Source organism: Campylobacter sp. CFSAN093246, assembly GCF_012889415.1.
GTDB classification, from domain to species: domain Bacteria; phylum Campylobacterota; class Campylobacteria; order Campylobacterales; family Campylobacteraceae; genus Campylobacter_D; species Campylobacter_D jejuni.
In genome coordinates this window covers 1,343,442-1,369,106 of record NZ_CP040613.1, presented here as the reverse complement: position 1 = coordinate 1,369,106, position 25,665 = coordinate 1,343,442, and the positions used below count along the sequence as shown (strand labels likewise).

Sequence of the window (25,665 nt, the reverse complement as noted above, 5' to 3'; positions counted from 1 at the left end):
TTATCTCCTTATTTTTTAATACTATCAAAAGCTTGTGTTAAATCAGCAATTAAATCTTTAGTATCTTCAAGACCTATATGAAATCTTACAAATGGTCCTCTTGCACTTAGGTCTGTTGCAGTTCTAGGCGGAGTAGTTACGGTGGCTAAGCTTTCATATCCACCCCAGCTAGCACCAATTGAAAAGTATTCTAGTTTATCTACAAATTTAATAGCATCCTCTTTGTTATAACCTTCTGCAAATTCTATGGTAATCATACCATTTGCACCTTTATGATCACGCATGAAAATTTCATGATTTGAGTGGGATTTGAGTTTTGGATAGAAAATTGTTTTAATTTCTTTTCTGCTTTGTAAAAACTCTACAATTTCATCAGCACTTTTTTCATGAGCTTTCATTCTTACATCTAGTGTTCTCATACCACGAAGTACTAAGTAAGCATCATCAGGGCTTGTTGTAAAGCCTAAAGCTTCTGGAAGTTTGTCAAAATTTTTCCATTCTTTTTCGTTGATTACTACTATACCCATGGTTACATCAGAGTGTCCGCTAAGATATTTTGTAGCGGCGATAACTGAAATATCCACTCCAAGTTCTAAAGGATTTAGAAAATATCCACTAGAATAAGTATTATCAATGGCTACAGGGATATTATGCGCATGGGCAATTTTGCAAAGTTTTGGTAAATCTATGATTTCATAAAGTATAGAACCTGGACTTTCGCATAAGATAAGCTTGGTATTAGGTTTGATTTTTTCTTCTACATCACTTGCATCAGCTTTTAAAAAATCAATTTCAACACCTATTTTTTCTAAAAATAATTCGCAAATCGTTCTTACAGGCCCATAAATTGCATCAGTAATTAAAAAATGTGCATCTTTGCTTGCATAGTTTAAAAGCACCATAGCTAATGCTGCAAGTCCTGTTGGGAAAAGTTGTGCTCTATAGCCACCCTCTAGAGTGCAAATAAGTTTTTCAAGTTCAAAATTAGTTGTTGTTCCTCTAGCTCCATAACTTAAAACACGATCTGTTTTTCTTAATTCTCTGTATTTTTGCCAAGTTGCGTGATCTTTAAAAAGTATGGTTGATGCACGCATAAGCGTAGGATTAACTGATCTTACTTCAGCGCCTTGATCACCTCTGCCACAATGAATAAGTTTAGTTTTTGAGTTCATTTTTTCTCCTTTTTAAAGATAAATATAAGTCATAATAACATTTACAATAGCCGCTACAAGCATAGGAATAGCTGTTCTTTTAACCACGGCAAAAGGACTTACTCTTGCAATAGCTAAGATCGCTGGTGCAATAGGACTAACACATCTTCCAAAGCCCGTCATGATTTGAATCGGTGCTATCATAGTGATAGTTTCAACTCCAAAGTGTTTTGCTATATTTGGGATAAGTGGAGCAAAGCTAAAAAATGCCGCATTTCCTGAACCCATTAAGAAAGCACAAACCGCAAGTAAGATTGAAACAGCGATAATAATAGCCAAAACTCCAAATCCTGCATTTTTGAAAAATTCTATTAAAGTATCTACAAAACCTACAGATAAAAGACCACTTGCAAATACTTGACCACAAACGATGAGTGAAACTGTGATAACAAATAAATGTCCCATTCCTTTAAAGAAAATCATCATAGAATTAAGAGTTTCTACTATACTTTTATAGCGTATCATTTCAAAAATAATAGCCACAAAAGTTGAAATCACCATTGCTACTGGAACATTCATTTTAATTGCGGTACTAGCAGCTGCTTTAACTTCTTGGGCACTACTTATTCCCATTAAAACCAAGATGCTATCAAGCACGGAACTAAATCCTAGGATTAAAACCAAAGGAATTATAGGTAAAATCGCATAAATTCTAGGAGGCTTTTTAAGTTCTTTTTCTTTATCTTCATTTTCATTTAGTTCTTTTTCAATTTCTTGCGCATTGAAGACAAAATTATCTTTTTTGTCAAAAAATTTATTGCAAAGATATATTGCAATACTTACAGCTATAATGATAGGCAAGGTTGTAGGGAGTTGATAATGAACAAAATAAATTGCAGGATCAACTTCAGCTTTTTCTGAGGCCATGATCACATTTCCACTTCCAGGTCCATGATCGATATATTGACAAATAGCAATCACACTTAAGGCAGAAAGTTTTGAAACACTAGAGCGTACAAGTATAGGATACATAGCAACCATAAGTAAAAGTGCCAAGCCTGCGTGAGAAGGGATGAAAAGAACTAAAAATTGCACGATAAAATAAGCAACTATGAGTAAAACATAAGGAGATTTTACGGCTTTTAAAGGTTTTTCAAAAACTTTAAAAAGTGCATAAGAAGCCCCTACATGATCCATATAAGCAGAAAAACCTGCTATAGTCATAAGTGTAAGTCCAAGCCCTGCTAATGTACTTGACATGGTTTGATTAAAAACTTGAAAAATATCAAAAAAACCTAAATTTAAAGAACCTTTAGCGACAATGTGTGGAGAAAGTCCAAAAATAGCAGCTAAGGAAAGTAAAAGTAAACCACTTAAAAGCAATGCCATGTGAGCATTGATTTTTTTATAAAGCATAAAAACAAGTAAAAAAATGCTAAATAGAGATAAAACAATACCTAGCATATTTTAGCCTTTTTGAGCGATAATCTCTATCTCTACTTTAGCTTTTTTTGGCAGATCTTTTACCGCAAAAGCACTTCTTGCTGGATAAGGATCTTTAAAAAATTCAGCATAAATTTCATTAAATGCTATAAAATCATTAATATCAGCTAAAAAGCAAGTGGTTTTAATCACTTTATCATAACTGATACCATTTTCTTCTAAAATAGCACCGATATTTTTCAAAGATTGTTTGGTTTGTTCTTTGATATCATGGCTTTCTATTTCGCCTGAATCAGGGTTGATAGGAAGTTGTCCTGATATAAATAAAAGTCCATTTGCTTCTCTGTAAGCTGAGTATGGACCAATAGCTTTTGGATAGTTTGACATGAATTCTCCTTTGTTAAATATAGATTAAGCAGAATGCATTTTATCACTACAATAATAATTTGTCAATAGTTTATTATCATAATAATAAAATTTTATTTTTAAGAAATGTTTTAAAGTATAAAGAGTAGAATTTAATATTATATTAATTTTTTATTGAAGGCAGTTTTATGGATGAGGGACAAAAACAACAATTTATAAAGTTGACATATTTTTTAGGAGAAGTTTTAGGTGAGCAATATGAGATAGTTTTTCATGTAATTACTGAAGATGGGGCCTATATTGCAGCAATTGCTAACAGTCACATTAGTGGAAGAAGTTTAGATTCTCCCTTGACTGCTTTTGCAAGTGAGCTTATGCAAAATAAAAAATATTTAGAAAAAGATTTTTTATGTGATTATAAGGCTCTTGTTGGAAAATCAAAATTAATTAGAGGATCTACTTTTTTTATTAAAAATCATGACAAATTAGTAGGTATTTTGTGTATCAATCATGATACTAGCATTATGAGAGATTTAATATGCAAGATGATTGATTTAGAAAAAATTGGAGATATGGGTGATATTTTAGGAAATATTAGTTTTTCTCAAAATGATTCAAGTATAGAAACATTAAGTCACTCGATAGAGGATATTTTAGTTCAAAGCGTAGATTCTAGTTATTTAAATTCTGATTATCAATTAAGCATTACTCAAAAAGAAGAAATTGCTGAAAAGCTATATGAAAAAGGTATTTTTAATATAAAAGGGGCGGTTCCTATCGTAGCAAAATTTTTAAAAATTTCAGAACCTAGTGTCTATAGGTATCTGAAGAAATTTAAAAAATAACTAAAATTTTTTGATAAATTTTAGTATTTTTAGGCTTATTTTCTTTAAAAAATTATTTTTAGATTTTTTGAGTAAAAATTCTGCCACATCTTTGCGTCCAAACATAATAGCAAAAGTATAAGGTGTCATTCCTAAACCATTGTTTTCATCAATATTTGCTCCATATTTAACTAAAAGTTCACACATAGGTAAGTATCCTTTAAAACAAACTCCCGCTAATGGGGTTTGTCCACGATCGTTTTTTTCATCTACTTTTGCACCTTTTTCTAAAAGCATTTTAGCGCTTTCATAAGAATTATTATAAGCTGCAAGCATAAGCAAGCTATTGCCTTTATGAGTTTTTAAATTTACATTTAAACCTGCTTCTATCATGATTTTAAGATTTTCACATTCATTATTTCTTGCAAAATTAAAAGCCATTTTGCAAAGCTCTTCAAATCTTTTTTCTTCTTCTAAACTAAGAGTTGTCATTGTTTTTCCTTAATTATTATAATCTTTAGTTTGCCACCAAAAGTGGCAAGTAAAAATTATTTTTCTAAAGCTTTTTTAATTCCTTTTGCATAATCAGGTGAAATTTTTTCAAAATGTTCTAAAGCTCTAGTGATAATTTTTTCATCAACTCCCTCCATAGAAGTGGCGATATTATGAAAAAGTTGAGTTTTTTGATCATCATTCATAAGATTAAATAAAGCTCTTGGTTGAGTATAAAAGTCATTATCTAGTGGAGCATATCTTTGTGCTACGCCTTCTAAGACTAAATCAGGTTCAAGATAGCTTTTGTCTTCTTTTGGGCTATTATCATAGCTGTTTGGTTCATAATAAGCAGCATCATTTTTATAACTATCAAAATTCATAGCACCAGCGACATTGTAAGTATTCACTTCGCTTTTTGCACGATTTACTGGTAAAAGATGATAATTAGTTCCTATTCTATATCTTTGTGCATCAGGATATGAAAAAATTCTAGCTTGCAACATTTTATCAGGGCTAAAGCCAATTCCAGGAACGATATTGCTTGGACTAAAGGCAGCTTGTTCAACTTCATTAAAATAATTTTGAGGATTTTTGTTTAGAATCATTTCGCCTATATCCATCAAAGGCACAAGACTATGAGGCCAAATTTTTGTTAAATCAAAAGGATTAAATCCAAGTTTTTCTATATCTTTTTCAGCAAGAATTTGAACTTGAACTTTCCATTTTGGAAAATCTTTATTTTCTATAGCATTATAGAGATCTCTTTGATGACTTTCTCTATCTTTTGCTATAAGCTCGGCAGCTTCTTGGTTGGTAAGATTTTTAATCCCTTGTTGGGTTTTAAAATGGAATTTCACCCAAAATCTTTCATTTTTATCATTAATAAAACTATAAGTATGGCTTCCAAATCCATGCATATGACGATAACTTGCAGGAATTCCTCTATCGCTCATAAGAATGGTTACTTGATGTAAACTTTCAGGACATAAACTCCAAAAATCCCAAGCAGCATTATTACTTCTTAGATGAGTTCTTGGATCTCTTTTTTGAGTATGAATGAAATCAGGAAATTTATACGCATCACGGATAAAAAAAGTTGGAGTATTATTTCCTACTAAATCCCAGTTTCCTTCTTTGGTGTAAAATTTAATGGCAAATCCACGTACATCACGCTCAGCATCTGCTGCACCTGCTTCACCTGCAACAGTAGAAAAGCGTAGGAAAAGAGGAGTTATTTCTTCTTTTTGAAATATTTTTGCCTTAGTATAAGCAGATAAATCAGCGGTGATTTTTATTTCTCCATAAGCCCCACTTCCCTTGGCATGAACGGTTCTTTCTGGAATTCTTTCTCTATTTTGATGAGCAAGTTTTTCAAGCAAAAGATAATCTTGCATAAGCAAAGGTCCTTTTGCGCCTGCACTTAATGAATTTTGGTTATCGGCTATAATGTTTCCAAAATCGTTAGTTAATTTTTTCATTGTTTTCTCCTAAATAATAAATTTTATTAATTAGTAAATTATATCTATTAAAAATTAAAATTAACTGAATAATTGCATCTTATTGATAATAAATTTCAAAATAAATTTAGTTTTTTTATATTATAATAATAATTATTAAAATATATTTTAAAAATCACAAAGGAGAATTTATGTCAGTTTTGGTTATTGGTGCAGATGAAATCACTCCTATTAGAGCTGTTTTACATGATTTAGGTGCTAAAAAAATAGAACACTGGGATGCGCGTAATGAAAATAGAGTTAATCGCAAGCCGATTCCTTGTGATACAGAATGTATAGTAATGTTAACAAGCTTTTTAAATCATAATACTATGAAAAAAATCAAAAATGAAGCTAAAAAGCGTAAAATTCCATTAGTTTGTGCAAAAAGAAGTGTAAGTTGTGTGTATTGTGAATATTGTAAAATTTTTAATCTTAATAAAGAATTTTCTTGCTATAAAGGTTAAAGATGTTATTTGGATTTGATGATAAGCAAGAATTTATACCGCAAATTTATCGCTATTTAAACAATCAAGAGCTTATGTTGACTTTTTTAACTCAATATAATGCGAGCATTGATAGCGCTCTAAAAATTCCTCTTTCATATGCAAAAAATACCAAGAGTTTAAAAATGATATTTGGAAATTTTTTACATGATATAATGCATGTTTCATTTGGTAAGATTCAAAATATAAATATCAAGCTTAATGCATACGCTTTTTACTTTCAAAAAAGAAAAAGCTTAATTTTTAATACTAAAGTATCTAAGAATGTCGATCTTTTAAGACTTTTAAGAATTTATCTTTATGGCATTTGTTTTGATGCGCAAATTTTATTTAGCTCTTATGTTTATGATAAGGTTTCTTTTCAAAATAATGGAAAAAATATAGATCAAGATGGTGATATTATTATAATAGATAAGAAATTTGCAATTTTACCACTTTGCAAAGAGATTAATACACATAATTTAAAAATTGAAAATGAAATTCATGGATTATTGAATTTAATAAAAGAAAACAATTTTGAAAAATTTTATATTGTTTGTCCGCGTAACAAAAATTTCACACATTTTATTGAAATAAAACATTTTTTGTGTGATTTAAACAAAACTATGTTAAAATTAGTTCCGTATAAAATATCAAATCAAATTATAAGGAGAAAATAATGTCAGTAGCAGTAATCTATGGTAGTGCTATGGGAAATACAGAAGGAGCAGCTAATACAATTGCTTCAAAACTTGGAATTAGCGATGTTTTTAATATCTCAGATATTGATGCGGCTAAAATGAATTCTTACGATAAATTAATTTGTGGAACTTCAACTTGGGGAAGTGGTGATTTACAAGATGATTGGGATGGTTTTGATTTTTCAGGGCTTAGTCTCGGTGGAAAAACCGTAGCTGTATTTGGTATGGGTGATAGTGAAAGTTATTCTGATACTTTTTGTGGTGGCATGGGTAAATTAGCTCAAAATTTAAAAGATGCAGGCGCAAATTTGGTAGGAGAAGTTTCAACTGATGGTTATACATTTGAAGCAAGTGATGCGGTTGTAGATGGTAAATTTGTTGGACTTGCTCTTGACAATGATAATCAAGAGGATCAAACTGAATCAAGAATTGATGCTTGGATAGAACAAATCAAACCTTATTTTGCTTAATAATTCTTAAAATCAAGAGTTTTTATACTCTTGATTGTCTTTTCTTAAAAATAAAAAAAACTCACTATTTGATTTATAATTTTATTTTCTAAAGATAATTGACAGCGTTCTTTATTTCCAAGATAAGCTGTTCTAGCAAGAAGACTTGTTTTTTGAGAATTGTGATTTTTAGAGTTGATTTGTAAATTAACTTGCATAGTATAGTAGTTTTCTACCATCCATTCTCCATCACTTTCCAAAGGATCAAAATCATAAAAAAATCTTGCTGAAGTTGTGATTTTTTGGGCATAAGAATGCTTTTTCATATCTATAAGATTGATTAAAATTTCATAATCTGCATTCTCTTTTACTTCTTTTAAGCCTAAATTTTTAAGTTTTAAAGCCAAATCTCTATTCAAAGTAGTTCGAAGTTGACTAGGATTTTGAAAGGAAATTTTAAAACTTTGTTGTTTTTGTGATCTGATAAAAATGCCTTCATTACTTGTTTGAATAAAGCTTTGTATGAAAGTTGCATTGGTGCAAGCACTCATAAAGAGTGCTATAAAAAAGCTTAAAATTAAAGTAATTTTAGACATTAGGTTTATTTAATAATAGTTGGAGTAGCGCTAAGACCTAATGAGCGATATTTTTCATATAAGGAAAAAACTTCTTTTAATTCTGCATCGCTTACTTTTGGATAATTTTTGATATTTGCATCATAGTATTTGTTTAAAATTGCGATTTTTTCTTTGTCATTTTTTGCTTTTTTTGCTTCTTTGTAGATTAGAGCGGATTTTTCAAAGGCAGATTTTCCATGTACTGGAGTTAAAATATAATTAACTTGATAGTTTTTAAGTTCATTATCAATTTGAGCTAAATGTTCTCTACAATATGGGCATTCAGGATCTGAAAAAACATAAATTGCGGGTTTATTTTTATCTCCTAAAGCTATTACCATGGTTTCTTTTTGTGCTACAGCTTTAGCATTTTTTGTAAAATTTTCTCTTGCTTCTTGAAATTTTTTCATTTCATATTCTTGAGCATAAGAAATTCCCGTTTTCAAGTCGATAAGATCAGGGGTAATAAGACTATCTTTTGTAAAAAGAATGTTTTCTTGTTTTTGTCCATTTAATTCAACGCTTACAATAACACTTTCAAAACCCGTATTACCAACCTTTTGACGATTTGATACACTAACGGTAGCATTTGGAAATTGTGCTTTAATGCTTTTTGAATAAAAATCACTAATTTCTGAATTACTTGCAGCAAACAAAGATGCTGAACAGGCAAGAATTAAACTTAATTTTTTCATAGTTTATAAATCCTTTAAATAAATTATGTTTAATTCTATAATGATTTTCTAAATGTTTGTTAAAAATCTTTTTTCAGCTTCTTTGCTTACTTGAGGAAATTTGTCTAAGTATTCTAAATAAGCAATAGCATATTTTCTTGAAAGATTGAAATATTCTTTCATACTTTGCACATCAAGACTTTGATTTTTTAATAAATTTAAACATTCTTGCATAAGTTTTTCAAGAGCTTGTTTTTCTATAAAAAGATTGTGTGAAAGTCTTACAACCAAGCCTTTTTGGGTAAGTTTTTTGAGTATATTATCTCCGCTTTTTCTATCAAGTTCTAAAAAATCATAAAGATTATAAGGAGCTTCGGGTTTAATACCTTGTTTTTTTAAAATTTCATATAATTGATTATTATTTTTTTCTTGAAGTTTTTCAAAATCTATGCCTTTTTTAAAATAAATTCCATTTTGAAAATCCAATAAATTTGACATCTCTTTAAGCCCGAGTTCGCAAAAATTTTCACTTGCCCAAGTAATCCTTAAAGCTAAAGAATGTGCTGAAAGCATGGCATAAGGATTTTTTTCAAGTATGAATTTGATGAAATTTTTAATTTCTTCTAGACTTTGTAAATGATATACATTAAGATTTTTTTCATCAACAAATACTTGATTTAATTCTTTTGCTAATTTCAATGCTTTTTGATGAGAAAGTTTAAATCTCTGATAACTTGAAAGCAAGCCAAAGCCGTATTTGTGTGCGTCTTTTAAGAAAGAAAAAGCCGCTTTAAAATCTTTATTTTTCAAAAACATTAAAAATTTATTTTTTTGTTCTTTTTTTAAAGGTTCGCTTAAAGGATTTAAAACCTTACCACCGCCTATAACACGATTGTTTTGTAATAAAATAAAAGCCTCATCAAAACTTAAAAATACATTTTTATCAAAACTAAAATGCACAAAAAATTCATCATTTTCTAGTTTTTTTAATATATTTATTTTACATTCTATTTGTCTTGAACCCACACAAAAAATCATTTTGCTATTTTGTAAATTTTTTGCTTTAACTAAAGCATCGCATTCTTTAAAGGCTTTAAAATAACCTTTTTTACTTAGTAAATAACCTTTTTTCAACTCTTTATAATCACAATTTAAACTTAAAGCCACACGGTTGCAAGCTTTGATTTGCTCTAGATTGGTATCGTGATTTTGTATATTTTTAACAATGAGTTCTTTTTGAGTGTCTAAACAGATGATTTTTTCATTTAAAGTGATACTTCCTTCATTTAGACTGCCTGTGACGACAGTTCCTATACCTTTTAGAGAAAAAACTCTATCGATATAATAATGAAAAATCAGTTCTTCATAATTTTCTTTGTTTTCTATGGTATAAAGATAATTTTTTAATTCTTCTATGCCTTGATTATTTTTTATACTGGTATGAAATACTTTTAAAATGGGATAATCTAAATTTTTTAACTCTTCTAAAATTTCTACACTTTTTTGCTCTATGTTTTCACAAAGATCGCATTTGCTAAGTACTAAAATGATATTTTTAATATCAAGAATTTTTAAAATTTCTAAATGTTCTAAACTTTGTTCTTTTAAACCCTCGTTAATATCTACGATAAATAAACAAACACTAAAGCCAAAAGCTCCACTTACCATAGTTTTAACCAAATCTTTATGTCCTGGAACATCGATAAAAGAAATGTTTTTATCTTTTAATTTAAGATTTGAAAAACTTAAATTAATGGTGATTTGTCTTTCTTGTTCTTCTTTTAAACTATCGCCTTCAAAACCATTTAAAGCTTTAATGAGTGAAGTTTTTCCATGATCAATATGTCCTGCGGTTCCTATAATAACAGATTTCATAAGTTTTCCATTTGATTAATTGTAAGAATAAGTTTTTGAAGTTCATTTTCTCGTATAGTTCTAAAATCAAGAACAAATTCATCATTTTCAATGCGTCCTATGATATTTTCTTTTCTAAATCGAGTTTGTAGTTTTAAAGCATCTCCTTGAAAAGTTAGTATATAAGTATCTAAACTTTTATCAGGCATAGAACCTCCTCCTACTAAACTTTTGCTTTTTTTGAGTTGGGTTTGAAATTTTAATTCTTTTTGCACTCTTAAAGCTTTTTCTTCTATAAAGGATAAGTCATCATTTAAAAGTTTTAAGGTAATAATTTTTTCATAATCTTTTTGTAAATAAGCTTTTAAGCTTTCATTTAAAAAAGATAGGGTTAATTTATCCACTCTTAGCATTCTTAAAAGTTGATTTTGTTTAAGTTTTTCTATGAGTTCTTTTTTTCCAAGTATAATGCCTGCTTGCACACTACCAAAAAGTTTATCTCCACTAAAACTTAAAATATCACATTCTTGTACGAGTTTTTTGATTTTAGGTTCATTTTTAATCAGCTTTTCATTTAAATTTTCACACCAGCCAGAACCTAGATCATAATAACTCAAAAGCCCTTTTTCTTTTGCTAGTTCATGTAGATCTTTTATATTTGCTTCACTATGAAAACCCATAAGAGCGAAATTAGACTTGTGGGTTTTTAAAATTAGAGCGGTATTTTCACTGATAGCTTGTTCATAGTCTTTTAAGTGTGTTTTGTTGCTAGTTCCAACTTCGCAAAGCTTTACACCTGCAGCTTTTATCACTTCAGGCACACGAAAACTTCCGCCAATTTCTATAAGTTCTCCTCTTGAGCTTATGACTTCCTTATCATAACAAAGAGAATTAAGCACTAAAAAAACTGCCGCAGCGTTGTTATTGACTACTAAAGCATCTTCGCATTCAAAAAGCATTTTAAGTTTTTCCAACACCAAAGCATAGCGAGAGCCTCTTTTTCCATTTTCTAAATCAAACTCTACATTAGAATAATTACAAATGATATCTTTACACGCTTCATAAAGTTCTTCATGGATTACACTTCTGCCAAGGTTTGTGTGTATAACCACTCCACTTGCATTGATCACACTTTGTAAATCTTTGCGGTAAAAAGTTTTGATTTCTTTTTTGATTTCTAAAAGTAGTTTATCTTTAGAAATTTCATCTTGGGAAAAATTTTCTTTTAGTTTTGCGACAACTTTTTTACAAAAAAATGCTTTGATATAAAAAGGATAGGATTTTAAACTCTCATCTTCAATAAGAGTGTTAATCTGTGGAAAAGTTCTAAATTTGTTCATCTTAAGCCTTAAGAAAATATTTGGTTATTTTAACATAGAATTTATAAAATGATGTTTTAAAGAGATTAAGGAAGACAATGCAAGATTTTGTTTATATAAAAAATGATGTTTTAATCCCTTTGCCTGATGCTATTGAAATTTTAGATCAGGCAAATGATAAAGAAGCATTAATTTGCAATGATAAAAATCAAAAAGCACAAATTTATGCCCCTGAGATTAACTTTTATCTTAAAAATTCTCAAGATGAAATTTTAGAGCAAAGTAAAAATGTTTTAACGCTTTATGAAGCAAGGGCTAGCGTTTATGATTTAGGGCTTGATTTAGAACAAAGCAAAGAAGTGCAAAATCGTTTGATTTTGGCAGATAGTGATACTCAAACTGTAGAGTTTTTAAAAGAACATGGATTTAAGGTTATTGCTTTAAGTAGTGCAGAAATTTTAGCTGTTTTTGGAAGTGTGGGGGAGCTTTGTGCTGTGGTTAAAAATCAAGGCGAAGAAGTGGAAATAGATTTTGATTTTTTACTTTTTAAAGCTGAAAATTTAAGCGTTGTGCGTAAAGATTTTACAAGACAAAGTGGATGTTATAATCTTTTAAATTTTGAAAATCTTGAAGCATTGTTAGAGTTTTTGCAAAGCAAAAGTCCAAAATATCCTTATAAAACTTATATTAGCTATAATGCTAGCGTGTGTCAATACCATGAAAGACGCAGTGAGCATTGTGCAAAATGTGCTGAAATTTGTCCTACTGTGGCGATTTTAAAAGATGATGAAAAAAAGCATTTAGAATTTTCTCAAGTGGATTGTTTGGGTTGTGGAGGATGTATTAGTGTGTGTCCTAGCGGATCGCTTGATTATGCTCCTATGCCAAGAGAAAGTTTTTTTACCCTTTGTGAGTTTTATAAAGATAAAAAAATTTTAATCATTCCTAAAAAAATGTCTTTAGAAAATTTAAATCTTGCTTTACCAAAAGATGTTTTACCCTTTATGATAGAGGGTGAAAAATGGCTTTCTTCTATGCATTTTTTAACACTTTTGCAAAATAGTGGTGCAAATTTGGTTTTTTATACGGACTTTGTATCTCGTGGTAGCAATGAAGCCATTATGCTTTTAAATACTTTTTTTGAGAGAAAATTTCAAAAAAAAGCTATTTTTGTTGCTAAAGATGAAAAAGAATTGCAAAATGTTTTAAAAGAGCAAGAATTCATACAAGATTTAAAATATGATTTTCATAATAACACCTTAACTACAAGAGAAAATTTTGCCAAAAGAATGCAAGAAATGATAAAAAATGAAGATTTTGGTAGTATAGAAAGTGGCGAATGGTTGCGTTATGGTAAGGTAGAAATCAATCCTAATACCTGTACGCTTTGTCTTTCTTGTGTGGGTGCCTGTAATGTAGGAGCTTTAATCGCTGATAAACAAGAAAATGCTTTGAAATTCAATGCTTCTCTTTGTACGACTTGTGGGTATTGTGAGTTAAGTTGTGCTGAAAAAGATACTTTAAAATTATTTCGTAGTGGAATGGAGTTTAGAGCTTCTTATTTTGAATATCAAACCATGGCAAAAGATGAGCTTTTTTCCTGTATAGAATGCGGTAAAGAATTTGCGACCAAAAAAGCTGTAGAAAAAATAGCCAATTTAATGAAGCCTAAATTTGGTAATGATGAGAATAAAATCAAAACACTTTATTGCTGTGCAGATTGCAAGGCAAAAGTGATGATAAAAGCAATGATTAATTAAGATCAAGAAGCTTTTTCATCCACAGCATAGCTTTAGATATGACACTTCCATGAGTTTCATTTTTAAAAAGTTTAAAATGAGTTTTACAATTAGTTTCTTTGGATATTTTTTCGCTAAGTTTTTGAGCATTGAGCTTAGCTACACCTTTGATAATACTTGAATTTGTTTCCAATGAACCTAATCCGATGTAAATTTTAGGGCAAGTTTGTAATTTTATGATATTAGGTAAAAACTCACTATTATCCCACCATAAAGAAGGTGAAATAATAAAATAATGACTAAAAATCTTACTATCATAAAGAAGTGTATCAATGGCAAAAAGTCCTCCAAAAGAATGTCCAAAGAGAATTTGATGGCTAAAATCAATAGGATACATTTTGTTGATATAAGGGATGAGTTGGGTTATTAAGAAATTTCTAAATTCTTTACTACCTCCACCTTGTTTATTTAAATTTGTTGTAGGCGTATAATCTTTAGTGCGTTTTTGTGTATCAAAAGCTAAATTATTATCATAACCTATTCCAATAATTAAAAGATTTTCTTTGACAGGAGTGTTGAAAAGATTTAAAAAAAGAGGAAAAAAGGCATTTCCATCGAGTAAATAAATGATTTTATATTTATAATTTGAGTTTTCATTCTTGTTTTTAGCTATAAAAATTTTATATATTGTGCCATTATAATTAAATTTGACATTTTCTAAAATAAAGTTTTGTTTTGCTTGTTTTGAGAGCTTGGGTATCTCTAGACTTGGTTTTGCAAAAGCTAGAAAAAAAGAACAGAATAAAAATAATATTTTTTTCATAATTTGCCTTCTAATTCTTCTTTACTTGTAAGTTTGCTATCAAATTTAACAACAAGATTTTTAGAGTTTTTATAAATATCTACAACCCCTAAATTTTCACCAAAAGTACTGAAATTTAAAGGCGTTTCTAAAGGTAGATAAAGGTTTTTAAAATCAGCTGGATTTTTTAAGAAAAATAATGCCACAAGCCAAATTAGAGCTAAAATTACTAAAATAATAGCTAAAAGATTTAAGGTATCTAGATGTAAAAATATCCCTCCGATAATACCACCTATAAAACTTCCACCATATCCAAAAGCATTAAATAACCCTAATGCTGCACCTTTTTCATGAACTTTACAAAATTTTGATGCACAACTTTGCATAATAGGTTCGTGTAAATTAAAACCTATAAAAAAAATCACAACTGCTATGATAAAAAAATCAATAGAATTACTAAAAGCAAAAAAAAGATAAGAAAGTATGAAAAAAACAATTCCTAAGAGTAAAATTTGTTTAGCTAAACCTCTTTTTTCGCCTAAACTTCCAGCAAAGCCCATAGCGATAAAACCTGCTACCATAGAAGCGCTATAAACAATCCAAAGTTTATCAGAAGCAAAGCCTAAATGTTTTACTAGAATAATAGGAATACTTAAAAATGCTATACTCATAAGCATTTTTTGCATGAAATTAGTAAGATTCATAAGGGCTAAATTTTTTTGTTTAATAAGATGAAAAAAAGGAGTTTTTTCATTTTCATGAGTGATTTTATTTTCTTTAGGTACAACGGTATACAGTAAAATTATACATAAAAGAGACAAAGCCGCACTAAGATCAAAAAGGCTAGATAAACCCCATTTTGCACTCATTAGAGGAGAAATGACCATAGAGGCTGCAAAACTAAGTCCTATAAAAGAACCCATTACCGCCATGGCTTTACCACGATTTTCTTCTGTGATAAAATCACTTATCATTGCCGTAGCTACTGCTCCAATAGCTCCTGCACCTTGGAGCATTCTCCCTAAAAGCATGGTGTAAATATTTTCCGCAAAAGAGCAGATTAAAGAGCCTATTATAAAAATAATCAGTCCAATGAGCATGGTTTTTTTACGACCAATTTTATCACTTAAAATCCCAAAAGGCATTTGTAAAATCATTTGGGTTAAGGCGTAAACACCAACTAAAAGTCCCACTAAAAATTCATTAGCACCTTCAAGTTTTAAAGCATAAAGACTTAAAACTGGCAAAACTATAAAAAGCCCAAAAAATCTTGTTCCAACTATGAAAGATAAGGGTAAGACATTGTTTAGCATTATCAATTTCCTATTAAATTTGAAATTTAAATTAGGATAATTTTACTATGAAATGGATTAAGCATTGATTAACATCGTTTTATCATTTGATATTTAAAAGCTACGCACAAGGATAAATTTTATAAAATCATATTTTTGTTTTTGATATTATTTTGGAGCTTTTGTTATGAAGATTATCCTAGCTACGAGCAATAAACATAAAGTTTTAGAACTTAAAGAAATTTTAAAAGATTTTGAAATTTATGCTTTTGATGAAGTTTTAATGCCTTTTGAGATTGAAGAAAATGGAAAAACTTTTAAAGAAAACGCCTTGATTAAAGCAAGAGCGGTTTTTAATGCTTTAGATGAAAAGCAAAAAAAAGACTTTATTGTTTTAAGTGATGATAGTGGCATTTGTGTAGATGTTTTAGAAGGAAATCCAGGAATTTATTCTGCTCGATTTAGCGGTAAGGGCGATGATAAAAGTAACCGTGATAAACTTGTCAATGAAATGGTAAAAAAAGGTTTTAAACAAAGTAAGGCGCATTATGTTGCTGCTATTGCTATGGTAGGTTTGATGGGGGAATTTAGTACGCATGGAACCATGCATGGAAAAGTAATAGATACAGAAAAAGGTGAAAATGGTTTTGGTTATGATAGCCTTTTTATTCCAAAGGGTTTTGATAAAACCTTAGCCCAACTTAGCGTGGATGAGAAGAATAATATCTCTCATCGTTTTAAAGCTTTAGAGCTTGCAAAAATCATTTTAAAGATTTTAAATAAAGGATAAAAATGAAAAATTTTTTAAAATATATAGCTATTATTGTTTTAATATATGCTCTTTATGTTGGTTTGGAAACTTGGTTTTCTTAGAATAAATAGTGATTAAAAAGCTTGGTAATAAGAACAAACTTCCACTTAAAAGCAAAATCATTACAAAAACGGTTAAAATTCCAAAATAAATTGTTGGAATAAAATTGCTACTCATCATAACACTAAAACCTAAAACTATGCTAATTGTGGTATAATAAAGTGCCGAACCTATACTAAGGTGAGAAATCATAATGGCTTCTTCTAGGCTTTTGTTTTTAATTTCTTCCCTAAAACGATAAATATAATGTATAGCATCATCAACGCCTATACCTATAGCAATAGCAGCTATAGTAATACTCATCATATCCAAAGGAATACCTAAAAGCCCCATAAGAGCAAAAACCACACTTAAAGGAATAACATTTACCAATATAGCCGCAACTGAAAATTTTAAATCTCTAAAAACAATGATAAAAAGTATAAAAATAGCTAAAATTACAAATATAAGAGTATCAAATTGCGATGAAAAAAGACTTTGGAGCATATTATTATAAAGCACCATTATGCCTGTGATTTGAACTTCTACTCCATCATTTTTTACAAGCTCGTTGAGCTGTTTTTTAAGATCTATTAAAAACTCATTACGTCTTAAATTCGGATCAGAATCAACAATACGCATACTAAATCTTAACTCGTTATTTTCTATGCTTACAAAAGGTGAAAGCAAGTCTTGTTTAAATTTAGCAGGTAAATTCTCATTTAAAAACGCAAGAGCAAAATCATCTAACTCTTTTCCATCGTTGATATTTTTCCCTAGGGTTAAAAGACTATTAAGACTTAAAATCGAGCCTACAAATTCTTTATTTTCTAAAAATTCATGAACTTTTTTTGCAATGCGTGTTTTTTTAGAGTCAAACCAATAAGTTTCTTGTGTGGCTAAATTTTCAAATTCGCTTTCAAAACTATCAAGAGTATTGCTTGTATTTTGATCGTTTTTATTATTTGGAAAACGAATGATGACTTCTAAAGGCAAGGTTCCACCTAGATTTTTATCAATAACCAAAAGTCCTTTTTTGATTTCACTGCCATCTTTGAAATAATTGACAAAAGAATTTTCAACTCTGAGTTTTGAAATGCCTATTAAAGCTAAGATTATAGCAAGAACTGAAATTCCATAAATCATGCGACGCTTTTTAGGATCAAGAGCGGTTTTAGCACAAAAGGCTAAAAGATTAAATTTAAACTCTTTTTTATGATAGTTTTTTGGTTTTAAAAGAACTAAGATACTTGCTAAAAATAAATAACTAAAGATAAGAGCTAAACCTATACCTATACTCATCATAATACCAAGTTTTATGATAGGTTCGATATTTGAAAGCATTAAAGAAAAAAATCCTATCATCGTTGTAACAATGGCATAAAGGCTAGGATTTGCTTTGGCTAGTAAGGTTTCAAGCACTATGCGCTCAACTTTAGCTTTGGGATGATTTTGGGTATTTTCGATAAAATGCGTGATCAAATGAACAACTACACTTAAGGTGATAATTAAAACCAAAGCAATGTAATTTGATGAAATAACTGTGATTTGAAAATTTAAAAGTGCAAAAACTCCACTAGCTGCACTTAAGCTTATAAAACAAATAAAAAGAGGTAAAAAAACAAAGCGCCATGAACGGAAAAAATAATAAAGTGCAAATCCTAGTAAAAATACAAGAGAAACACCATAGAGTACAAGATCAGATTTTATATAAGCTATCATATCATCAGCGATCATGCTTACGCCACCAAGGTAGAGCGTATCTTTATTTTTTTCATAATTTCGAACTATGCTTTTAATAGTATCTAGACTTTGTTTCGTGATAACTTTTTGCTTGTCTTGATGTTTTTTTATAGCAAGACGAATTTGATCTTTTTCTTTTTCATCGGTAGCAAGATCGCGTTTTTCTACAAGATCATTATAAACTGTATCAGGCTTTAAGTAAATAATAAGCCCTGTTACTTTTCCATCTTTTGAGATGATATTATTTTTATAAAAGGGACTATTTAAAATTTCATTTCGGGCTTTTGTGCGGTTTGTATCTTGGCTTTCTATGTTTGGGATATTTTTTAACAGTTCTTTTAAATCCGTATTTTGTGAACTTTGAAGCAAAGGGGCATTGATGATGCTAAAAACGCGCTCTACTAAAGGGGCCTTTTCTAATTCTTCATGAAGTTTTTTTAATTTGGCTAAATTTTCATTTGAAAAAGGTTTTTCATCATAGGGTTTGAAGGCTAAAAGTAAAAAATTATCACTTTTATAATGTTTTGAAATTTCTCTAAAAGTTTTTAAATCTGCATCATCTTCTAAAAGTAAACTTTCAGCACTTGCATCTACGCTAAGCTTAAAAGCAAAAAAGCTTAAAAACAGGCATATAAACAAGGTTCCAAAAAAAGTACTTTTTGGACGAGAAATAAAAAACTTTAAAAGCTTTGCAAACATTATTCTATGACAATACTCTCAAGTTTTTGAAGTAGGGCATCAAAGCCTTGGTTGGCTAAAATATCTCCAAATTGTGATCTATAAGTTTGTACTATACTCACACCTAAAACATCCACATCATAAACAAGCCAGTTGTTATTATCATTGTAAAATTTGAAAATGATATTTTTTTCTTCCCCATCTACTACCATAGAAGTGGTTAAAAAATAGCGTTTTTCATTTTTTAACTCACCATTTTTGACCTTTAAAACCTGATCTTTATAAAGACTGAGTTTATCGGTAAAACTTTTTTTAAGACTTGCTTCAAAGGCTGTGGTAAATTTTTCTTGTTCTTTTGGATTTAATTTAGAATAATTTTTCGAAAGACTGAGTTTTGCCATGAGTTTATAATCTATTATGCTATCAAAAAGTTTAAAAATTCCATCAGCAGCTTGTTTTTTGTCTTCTTTGCTATCTTGTAAAAGTTTTAAGCTTGCATCAATGTTTTTTTGCATAGTACTAGAAATTTCATCTAGCTGTAAGGCAAAAGCATTAAAAAATAAAGCCAAGATTAAAAATATTTTTTTCATTATTTTCCTTTATTTGCTAAGTTCATTGCGTCTTTGCTCGTAAGCATCACGCAAGAATGGATATAAATTAGGCGTGTTGTGATAAATTTCATCAATTTCATCAAGTCTAAAACTAAGTTCATTACCAAATCCATAAGCACTTATAGCTATACTTGCCCAAGTAGGATCAATGTAAGCAGTAAAACTTGCATACCAAGTTGCAGGTAAAGCAAGAGTATCTCTAAGATTACTAGGGCCGAGTATAGGTAAGACAATATGAAAACCGCTTCCTACACCCCAGTGAGCCAAAACGGTTCCTAAGTCCGCGGGATGTTTTTTAAGACCCATTTTTGATGCCACATCCATAAGTCCACCAAAGCCCATAATGGTATTGGTGGTAAATCTTTTAAATTCTTCTCCCGCTTCTTCAAATTTAAACTGCAAAATATTGCCTACAAAACGCAAAGGAACAAGTAAATTATCAAAGAAATTTCTTACCCCTAATCTTATAAATTCAGGAGTGATAGTGTTATAGCCCTTAAGAACGGGACGCAAACCATAATCATACAAAGCCACATTAAAACTTGTCATAGCTTTGTTATATCCTGAAAGTGGATCGTTTACTTGATAGTTTTGGTATTCTTGTTCAAAATCATCTAAATTTTGTTCTTTAGCAAAAGCAAAAATAGCAAAAAAAATTAAAATAAAAGATATAAATTTTATTCTCAAGCAAAAACTCCTAAAAATTTTAAAAGTAAAATTATAGCAAATTTTTAATCAAGATTTATATCCCAGTAAAAATCCACCCATTCAGTAGCTTCTTTTACTTTAAAATCAGGCTCTAAAAGAGCGGTTTTTTTGTAAAAAATGGTTGTAATTTTAAGTTCTATATGAGGAAATTTTTCAAGCAAAACTTTTTTTATTTCTGCTAAACTTTCTCCACTATCTACTATATCATCAATGAGTAGAATTTTTTTGTGCTTGCTTAAATCGGGAATGTTAAAAATTTCAATAGTATCAAGTTTTTTCGTATTATCGTAATGAATTGAGTTTAAAGCAAAAAGTTGACGCGTTTTTAAAGCCACTGCTAAAGAGTGTCCTAAACTCATCCCCCCTCTTGCTATAGCTAAAAGTGCATCAGGGTTAAAATCTTCTTTAATTTCTTTAGCAAGAATTTTTACATCTTCTTTAAATTCTTCATAGGAGTAAAATATCATTATATATCCTTATTTATTGTAGTGCCATAAGTAAAAAATTACCCAAAGATAATAAACTTAAAACTATAATGCCAAGATTGATTTTATCCCATTCGCGTTTAAAAATTCTTACAAGTAAATAAGAAAGAAAACCAAAAGCAAAACCTGTGGTGATGGAGTAAGTAAAAGGCATCATGATAATAGTAAAAAAGCTTGCTACAGCTATAGCACTATCTTTAAAATCTATATTTTTAACTTCCATAAACATTAAAATTCCAACCATTACAAGTACGGGGTATATTGCGTTTGCAGGAATGGCTTTAAAAAGTGGCAGTAAAAAAAGTGTAAAAGCAAAACAAATAGCTACAACTAAAGCTGTAAGCCCAGTTCTTCCTCCGCTTTCAACCCCTGTAGTGCTTTCAACAAAGGCTGTAACTGTAGAAGTGCCTGTCATAGCTCCTAAGGCTGATCCTGTTGCATCTGCCATTAAGGTTTTGCTTAGTTTTTTTTCTCCATTTTTGGGATCATCAAAAATCTTTCCTCTTTCACCCACACCTGTGATAGTTCCTATGCTATCAAAAAGTTGAGTGATAAAAAAAGTAAGAATTATGGGTATCATAGTAATATTTAAGGCGCTTTTGATATCAAGTTGTAAAAAGATGGCTCCTAAACCATTTTCCATGCTAAAATTTGGCCAAGAAAAGATTTGCACAGGAAAACTTGCATTGTCTAAATGGAAAATCCAAGCAATAATAGAGCTTGCTAATACCCCCAAAATAAAAGCTCCGCGAAGTTTTATAGCCCAAAAAAAGATGATTAAAGCTAGAGTGAAAATTCCAAAAAGCACATGAGGGCTTTTGAAATTTCCTATGCTGACTAAGGTATCTTTATTATGCATTATCGCACCCATTTGACTTAAGCCTAAAAATGCAATAAAACAACCTATGCCCGCACAAATTGCAAGGCGTAAATCTTTTGGGATATTGCGGATTACCCAAAGGCGAAAATGCGTAAAAGAAAGTATGAGAAAAATAATACTTGAAATAAAAACAGCTCCTAAGGCACTTTGCCAAGCTATGTTTTGACCTAAACAAACCGCAAAGGTAAAATAAGCATTTAAACCCATTCCTACACTCATAGCTACAGGAGTATTGGCAAAAAAAGCATTAAAAGCACTTGCAACTATAGTAATTAAAGCTGTTGCGGTGATTAAAGCCTCTATAGGCATTCCTGTATTTCCTACTATGCTAGAATTTACGGGGATAATGTAAACCATAGCTAAAAAAGTAGTAAGTCCTGCTATAACTTCGGTTTTAAAACTCGTATTGTTTTCTTTGAGTTTAAAAAAGCTCATTTTTTCTCCTTAGTAGGTTTTTAGCTCATTGTATAAACTATCGCGTTCTACAGGAATAAGATTTGAAGTTTTTATCATATCGATAAAAGTTTTTAAACTTGTGCCTTTGGCGGACTTTGCACCACCTGCACTTTGTATACTTTCTTTTTCTATAGTGCCGTCTAAATCATTAGCTCCAAATTCTTGTGCTACCATGGCTAAATTTAAAGTCATTGTTGCCCAGTAAGCTTTGATATTTTTGATATTATCAAGCACTAAACGAGAAATGGCAATGGTTTTTAAAATTTCTTCACTATCCATGATTTTATCAGTTTGTATAAAGCTATTATCCCTTTGCCAAACTAGAGGGATAAAAGCATTAAATCCACCGGTTTGATCTTGAAGATCACGCAGTCTTAACATATGATCGATCCTGTGATGTCTTTCTTCTATATGTCCAAAAAGCATGGTAGCATTACTTTGCTTGCTTTTTTCATGCCAAAGTTTATGAATTTTAAGCCAATTTTCACTGCTAACTTTTCCATGACAAATTTTCTTACGCACTTCTTCATCAAAAATTTCAGCTCCACCGCCTGGCATGGAATCAACGCCGTATTCAAGCATTTTTTCTATCACTTCTTCATAACTCATTTTAAAACGACGATGTAAAAAATCAATTTCAGCAGCAGTCATAGCTTTTACATGAAGATTAGGATATTTTTCTTTTATCATTTTAAAAATTTCTAAATACCATTGCCAAGTTGTATCTTTGTTGTGAGCTGAAACGATATGCACTTCTTTGGTTTCTCGTTTTACAGTTTCATCGACGATTTTCATGATTTCTTCATGAGTCATCAAATAAGGATTAGGATTTTTTCGGTGCGCTGAAAAGGCGCAAAATTTACAGGTATCTGCACAGATATTAGTTGGGTTGATATGGCGATTGATATTAAAATAGACTTTTTTTCCATGAAGTTTAGTGCGTTTTTTGTGAGCGTATTTGCCTAAGGTAAAAAGATCTAGATCCCAAAGTGCATTGGCTTCTTCTTGGTTTAATCTTTCTTCATTTTCTAGTTTGGTGATTAAATTTTTCATTTTAATTTTACTCTTTTGCTGTTTTTAAATAAAGCATTATAATTTTTGCTTACTGAAAAAGAGTTTATAGAAAAAGCCAAAATAAAAGATATTTTTGTTAAGATTATTATTAAAATATTAAAATTTTAAAGAGAGTAGAAATTTTGTTAAATAAAGAATTAGAAATTTTTAAAAAAAATCTTAGTTCCTATACCCAAAGTTGTAGAAAATTTTTTCTTAAGCAAGGGGCGTTTAGCTTATATCATTCTAAAAATATGGATAATTTCATAAAAAAAGCTTATGATATAGTTCTTAAAGATTATTTTGATGATTTTTCACCTCCAAGTGATAATATCCCTTTTTGTGTTTTAGCAAGCAAAGCATATGCAAATAATAGTCTTTGTTTTAATGAAAGTATTTCTTTGATTTTTGTTTATAAAGATATTAAGGCTTTTCATTTAAAACCTATGATTAAGGCTTTTATCGAAATTTTAAATGATGCGCATTTGCAAATTGATTCGGTTATCTTAGAATTTAATGGACTTTATAATGCTAGCAATGAGCTTAAGACTTCTATAATACAAACTCGTTTCATATGTGGTTCTAGGATTTTATTTAAAAGGATTAAGATAAAATTTGAGAGTATTTTAAAAGAAAATAAAAATGATTTTGCCAAGCTTTTGCTAGAAAATTTTAAAGAATTTGACATTCCATTTATAAAGCAAGAATTTAATATCTTAAAAGATTTTGGCGGATTAAATCATTTAAGATCCTTAGAGAGTTTGCTTGTTCTTTTTAAGACTTCTCCAAAAAATTATGCTTTAAATTTTATAGATGAAAAAAATTTAAGCGAGTTGCGTTTAGCTGGAGATTTTTTACTTTCTTTAAAATCAGCGATGAATTTATTAAGTGCTAAAGATGAAGATGAGTTTTTACTTATTAATGTTCATGATTTGAGTGAATTAATGTATAAAAAAGCTAAAAAACATTTTGGAGCAAATGAGTTGTTGGTTCAAAAGGCTTTGCAAAGTATGCATACTATAGGTTTTTATACACACTTTTTAGCAAAGCAAATTCAAGATGGATTAAATCATACTCTTAAACAAGAATATAAATTTAAAACTCTTGTGGAAGTTTTAGAATACTTATTAAAACTTGAAGATAAACATGTTATTTTCGATCTTAACTTGGTTTTTGCCCTAAGAAGATTGAAATACGGTAAAAAAGATATAGAAAAAGCTTTAATACTTTTTGAGAAAATTTTTTATAAAAGGCATAGTTTTTGTGTTTTAAAACTTTTGCTTGATAGTGGAATTTTAAAAGATTTATGTAAGCCTTTTTGGACAGTTCGTTTTTTAAGCGATGAAGAAGGAAATTATAGTTTTGATGAGCAAGTTTTTCTTATGTTAAGTGAATTTGAAAAATACGAAGATGAGCTTGAGATACTCCAAAAACTTAAAACCGATGAAAAAATGATTTTAAAGCTTGTGATACTTTTAAGCGCTATAGAAAGTGAAAATGAAATTTCTTTAGCAGGCATATATAGAGCGTATTGCTCTAAATTTAATTTAAAGAATGAAATTTTAGAATGGGGTCTTAAGATATTTAAAAACAATAATGCCTTAAAAGATCTTGTAGAAAAAGAAGATATATACAATCCTATTGTTGTAAGTAGCTTGGTTTCTAAGCTAGAAAATTTAGAAAATTTAGAGCTTTTATATACTTTAACTTGGCTAAAGGCTAAGGCTTTAAATTATAATGCTTTTTATTTTAGAGTTCTTGATAAACTTTTAGAAAATGCAAAACAAGGTTTTGAAGATGAAAATCTACTTGAAGAAAGCGCAAGAAGAGTAAAAAAAGAATTAACACTTAAAAGAAGTAAGATTTTTTTAGAGCAAGATGAAATTTTGCAAGATAAAATCATACATATCAAATCAAATCTTTTTATTATAAAAAATACTTTTGAAGATATTGTTATGATTTCTAAATTAGCCAAAGAAAATGATTTTAAATTTTGGTTTAATAATGAAACAAATCTTAGTTTGCAAATTGTTGCACCACTTCATTTTAATATTGCCATTATTTTAAGTTCTTTAACAAATTTAAATCTTATTTTCATGAATTTTTTTGAACTTTTTGATAATAAAATTTATTTAAGATTTGAATATGATAATATTATCAGTGATGAGCAAAAACTAAAACTTTGCGAGCTTTTAAATTCAAATCTTTCTGGTTTTAATTTGAAAAAAATTAAAAAGCCAATCATTAAAAAAGATGAGTTAAAATTAGACTTAAACTATTCTAAAATGTATGCCAAATTAGGTCTTAATACCAAAGATCAGCAGGGTTTAATGGCGTATTTGATGAATGTTTTTAATGAACTTGAACTTGTTTTATGTGCAGCAAAAATTCAAACCATAAGACAAAGGACGCGTAATATTTTTATTTTTCAAAAGAATGAAAAATTAGAACATAGCGAGCAAAAGTTAGTTAATTTATTAATAAGTGAGTAAAA

Annotated in this window: 24 protein-coding genes; 7 read left to right on the top strand and 17 right to left on the bottom strand. The window is 29.5% G+C overall.

All coding sequences use genetic code 11. The features are described from left to right. Nucleotides 1-8 precede the first annotated feature (8 nt). From FBE87_RS07105 to FBE87_RS07095, 3 genes are read right to left on the bottom strand one after another with little or no spacing between them, the layout of a single operon-like run. Nucleotides 9-1,172 carry a PLP-dependent aspartate aminotransferase family protein gene (locus FBE87_RS07105; RefSeq protein WP_100616557.1) on the bottom strand — a complete coding sequence of 388 codons (1,164 nt, stop codon included), beginning with the start codon at nucleotides 1,170-1,172 and terminating at the stop codon, nucleotides 9-11. 12 nt (nucleotides 1,173-1,184) lie between these two features. Beyond that, nucleotides 1,185-2,615, bottom strand: coding sequence for a C4-dicarboxylate transporter DcuC (dcuC, locus tag FBE87_RS07100; protein ID WP_100626304.1), 1,431 nt, complete (start codon nucleotides 2,613-2,615; stop codon nucleotides 1,185-1,187). A gap of 3 nt (nucleotides 2,616-2,618) precedes the next feature. Continuing rightward, complete coding sequence (locus FBE87_RS07095) at nucleotides 2,619-2,981, bottom strand: RidA family protein (RefSeq protein ID WP_002862060.1); 363 nt, start codon at nucleotides 2,979-2,981, stop codon at nucleotides 2,619-2,621. Between the two features lie 167 nt (nucleotides 2,982-3,148). Between FBE87_RS07095 and FBE87_RS07090 the strand changes: the two genes are divergently transcribed. Further along, nucleotides 3,149-3,805: a transcriptional regulator gene (locus FBE87_RS07090; protein ID WP_002858310.1), complete on the top strand. Its 657-nt coding sequence runs from the start codon at nucleotides 3,149-3,151 to the stop codon at nucleotides 3,803-3,805. Here FBE87_RS07090 and FBE87_RS07085 read toward each other — a convergent pair whose 3' ends face one another. Together FBE87_RS07085 and FBE87_RS07080 are read right to left on the bottom strand one after the other, a co-directional pair. Beyond that, nucleotides 3,806-4,276: a Cj1386 family hemin-binding protein gene (locus tag FBE87_RS07085; protein WP_002864221.1), complete on the bottom strand. Its 471-nt coding sequence runs from the start codon at nucleotides 4,274-4,276 to the stop codon at nucleotides 3,806-3,808. 56 nt (nucleotides 4,277-4,332) lie between these two features. Beyond that, complete coding sequence (locus FBE87_RS07080) at nucleotides 4,333-5,757, bottom strand: catalase (RefSeq protein WP_002874408.1); 1,425 nt, start codon at nucleotides 5,755-5,757, stop codon at nucleotides 4,333-4,335. 170 nt (nucleotides 5,758-5,927) lie between these two features. On the opposite strand from FBE87_RS07080, the gene FBE87_RS07075 reads away from it, so the two are divergent. From FBE87_RS07075 to fldA, 3 genes are read left to right on the top strand one after another with little or no spacing between them, the layout of a single operon-like run. Continuing rightward, on the top strand, nucleotides 5,928-6,242 hold the full coding sequence (locus tag FBE87_RS07075) for a DUF2325 domain-containing protein (protein WP_002855637.1): 315 nt from the start codon (nucleotides 5,928-5,930) through the stop codon (nucleotides 6,240-6,242). 2 nt (nucleotides 6,243-6,244) lie between these two features. Then, the gene (locus tag FBE87_RS07070; RefSeq protein ID WP_002874445.1) at nucleotides 6,245-6,940 is read left to right on the top strand and encodes a hypothetical protein; all 696 of its coding nucleotides are present in this window, start codon (nucleotides 6,245-6,247) and stop codon (nucleotides 6,938-6,940) included. Continuing rightward, a complete protein-coding gene (gene fldA, locus FBE87_RS07065) occupies nucleotides 6,940-7,431 on the top strand; it encodes a flavodoxin FldA (RefSeq protein WP_002859666.1) in 492 nt (163 codons plus the stop codon). Before FBE87_RS07070 ends, fldA begins: the two co-directional genes overlap by 1 nt. 44 nt (nucleotides 7,432-7,475) lie before the next feature. On the opposite strand, the gene FBE87_RS07060 is transcribed toward fldA, so the two are convergent. Genes FBE87_RS07060 through selA form a run of 4 tightly spaced genes read right to left on the bottom strand, consistent with a single transcriptional unit; the run spans nucleotide 7,476 to nucleotide 11,895 of the window. Next, nucleotides 7,476-8,006: a hypothetical protein gene (locus FBE87_RS07060; RefSeq protein ID WP_002860402.1), complete on the bottom strand. Its 531-nt coding sequence runs from the start codon at nucleotides 8,004-8,006 to the stop codon at nucleotides 7,476-7,478. A gap of 5 nt (nucleotides 8,007-8,011) precedes the next feature. Next, the gene (locus FBE87_RS07055) at nucleotides 8,012-8,722 is read right to left on the bottom strand and encodes a DsbA family protein (RefSeq protein WP_002867291.1); all 711 of its coding nucleotides are present in this window, start codon (nucleotides 8,720-8,722) and stop codon (nucleotides 8,012-8,014) included. A 48-nt stretch (nucleotides 8,723-8,770) separates the two neighbouring features. Further along, nucleotides 8,771-10,576 (bottom strand): selenocysteine-specific translation elongation factor, encoded by a 1,806-nt coding sequence (selB, locus tag FBE87_RS07050; RefSeq protein ID WP_002856638.1) that lies wholly within the window; start codon nucleotides 10,574-10,576, stop codon nucleotides 8,771-8,773. Then, nucleotides 10,573-11,895, bottom strand: a complete 1,323-nt coding sequence (selA, locus tag FBE87_RS07045; protein WP_002856163.1) for an L-seryl-tRNA(Sec) selenium transferase — start codon at nucleotides 11,893-11,895, stop codon at nucleotides 10,573-10,575. The genes selB and selA overlap by 4 nt, the downstream gene beginning before the upstream one ends. Before the next feature lie 77 nt (nucleotides 11,896-11,972). Between selA and FBE87_RS07040 the strand changes: the two genes are divergently transcribed. Next, nucleotides 11,973-13,634 (top strand): 4Fe-4S dicluster domain-containing protein, encoded by a 1,662-nt coding sequence (locus tag FBE87_RS07040; RefSeq protein ID WP_002856509.1) that lies wholly within the window; start codon nucleotides 11,973-11,975, stop codon nucleotides 13,632-13,634. Here FBE87_RS07040 and FBE87_RS07035 read toward each other — a convergent pair. Continuing rightward, nucleotides 13,627-14,436 (bottom strand): alpha/beta hydrolase, encoded by an 810-nt coding sequence (locus FBE87_RS07035; protein WP_002855690.1) that lies wholly within the window; start codon nucleotides 14,434-14,436, stop codon nucleotides 13,627-13,629. The two genes, FBE87_RS07040 and FBE87_RS07035, sit on opposite strands and share 8 nt — an antisense overlap. After that, complete coding sequence (locus FBE87_RS07030) at nucleotides 14,433-15,728, bottom strand: MFS transporter (protein ID WP_002856075.1); 1,296 nt, start codon at nucleotides 15,726-15,728, stop codon at nucleotides 14,433-14,435. The genes FBE87_RS07035 and FBE87_RS07030 overlap by 4 nt, the downstream gene beginning before the upstream one ends. A 166-nt stretch (nucleotides 15,729-15,894) precedes the next feature. Between FBE87_RS07030 and rdgB the strand changes: the two genes are divergently transcribed. Then, nucleotides 15,895-16,497, top strand: a complete 603-nt coding sequence (gene rdgB / locus FBE87_RS07025; RefSeq protein ID WP_002868469.1) for an RdgB/HAM1 family non-canonical purine NTP pyrophosphatase — start codon at nucleotides 15,895-15,897, stop codon at nucleotides 16,495-16,497. A gap of 30 nt (nucleotides 16,498-16,527) precedes the next feature. Here the strand turns inward: rdgB and FBE87_RS07020 are convergent, their stop codons facing one another. The 6 genes from FBE87_RS07020 to mqnE are packed head-to-tail and all read right to left on the bottom strand — an operon-like array spanning nucleotide 16,528 to nucleotide 23,171. Beyond that, nucleotides 16,528-18,999 carry an RND family transporter gene (locus tag FBE87_RS07020; protein ID WP_002856338.1) on the bottom strand — a complete coding sequence of 824 codons (2,472 nt, stop codon included), beginning with the start codon at nucleotides 18,997-18,999 and terminating at the stop codon, nucleotides 16,528-16,530. Then, nucleotides 18,999-19,568: a phospholipid-binding protein MlaC gene (locus tag FBE87_RS07015; RefSeq protein ID WP_002856450.1), complete on the bottom strand. Its 570-nt coding sequence runs from the start codon at nucleotides 19,566-19,568 to the stop codon at nucleotides 18,999-19,001. Before FBE87_RS07015 ends, FBE87_RS07020 begins: the two co-directional genes overlap by 1 nt. 9 nt (nucleotides 19,569-19,577) lie before the next feature. Beyond that, entirely contained in the window at nucleotides 19,578-20,276 is a 699-nt protein-coding gene (locus FBE87_RS07010; RefSeq protein ID WP_002855971.1) for a VacJ family lipoprotein, read from the bottom strand. Nucleotides 20,277-20,320: 44 nt separating this feature from the next. Further along, nucleotides 20,321-20,764, bottom strand: coding sequence for a phosphoribosyltransferase family protein (locus FBE87_RS07005; RefSeq protein WP_002852389.1), 444 nt, complete (start codon nucleotides 20,762-20,764; stop codon nucleotides 20,321-20,323). A gap of 13 nt (nucleotides 20,765-20,777) precedes the next feature. After that, nucleotides 20,778-22,097, bottom strand: coding sequence for an NCS2 family permease (locus FBE87_RS07000; RefSeq protein WP_100626305.1), 1,320 nt, complete (start codon nucleotides 22,095-22,097; stop codon nucleotides 20,778-20,780). Nucleotides 22,098-22,106: 9 nt separating this feature from the next. Beyond that, nucleotides 22,107-23,171 carry an aminofutalosine synthase MqnE gene (mqnE, locus tag FBE87_RS06995; RefSeq protein WP_002856525.1) on the bottom strand — a complete coding sequence of 355 codons (1,065 nt, stop codon included), beginning with the start codon at nucleotides 23,169-23,171 and terminating at the stop codon, nucleotides 22,107-22,109. A 143-nt stretch (nucleotides 23,172-23,314) separates the two neighbouring features. On the opposite strand from mqnE, the gene FBE87_RS06990 reads away from it, so the two are divergent. Then, nucleotides 23,315-25,663 (top strand): nucleotidyltransferase, encoded by a 2,349-nt coding sequence (locus FBE87_RS06990; RefSeq protein WP_100616563.1) that lies wholly within the window; start codon nucleotides 23,315-23,317, stop codon nucleotides 25,661-25,663. Nucleotides 25,664-25,665: the final 2 nt, after the last annotated feature.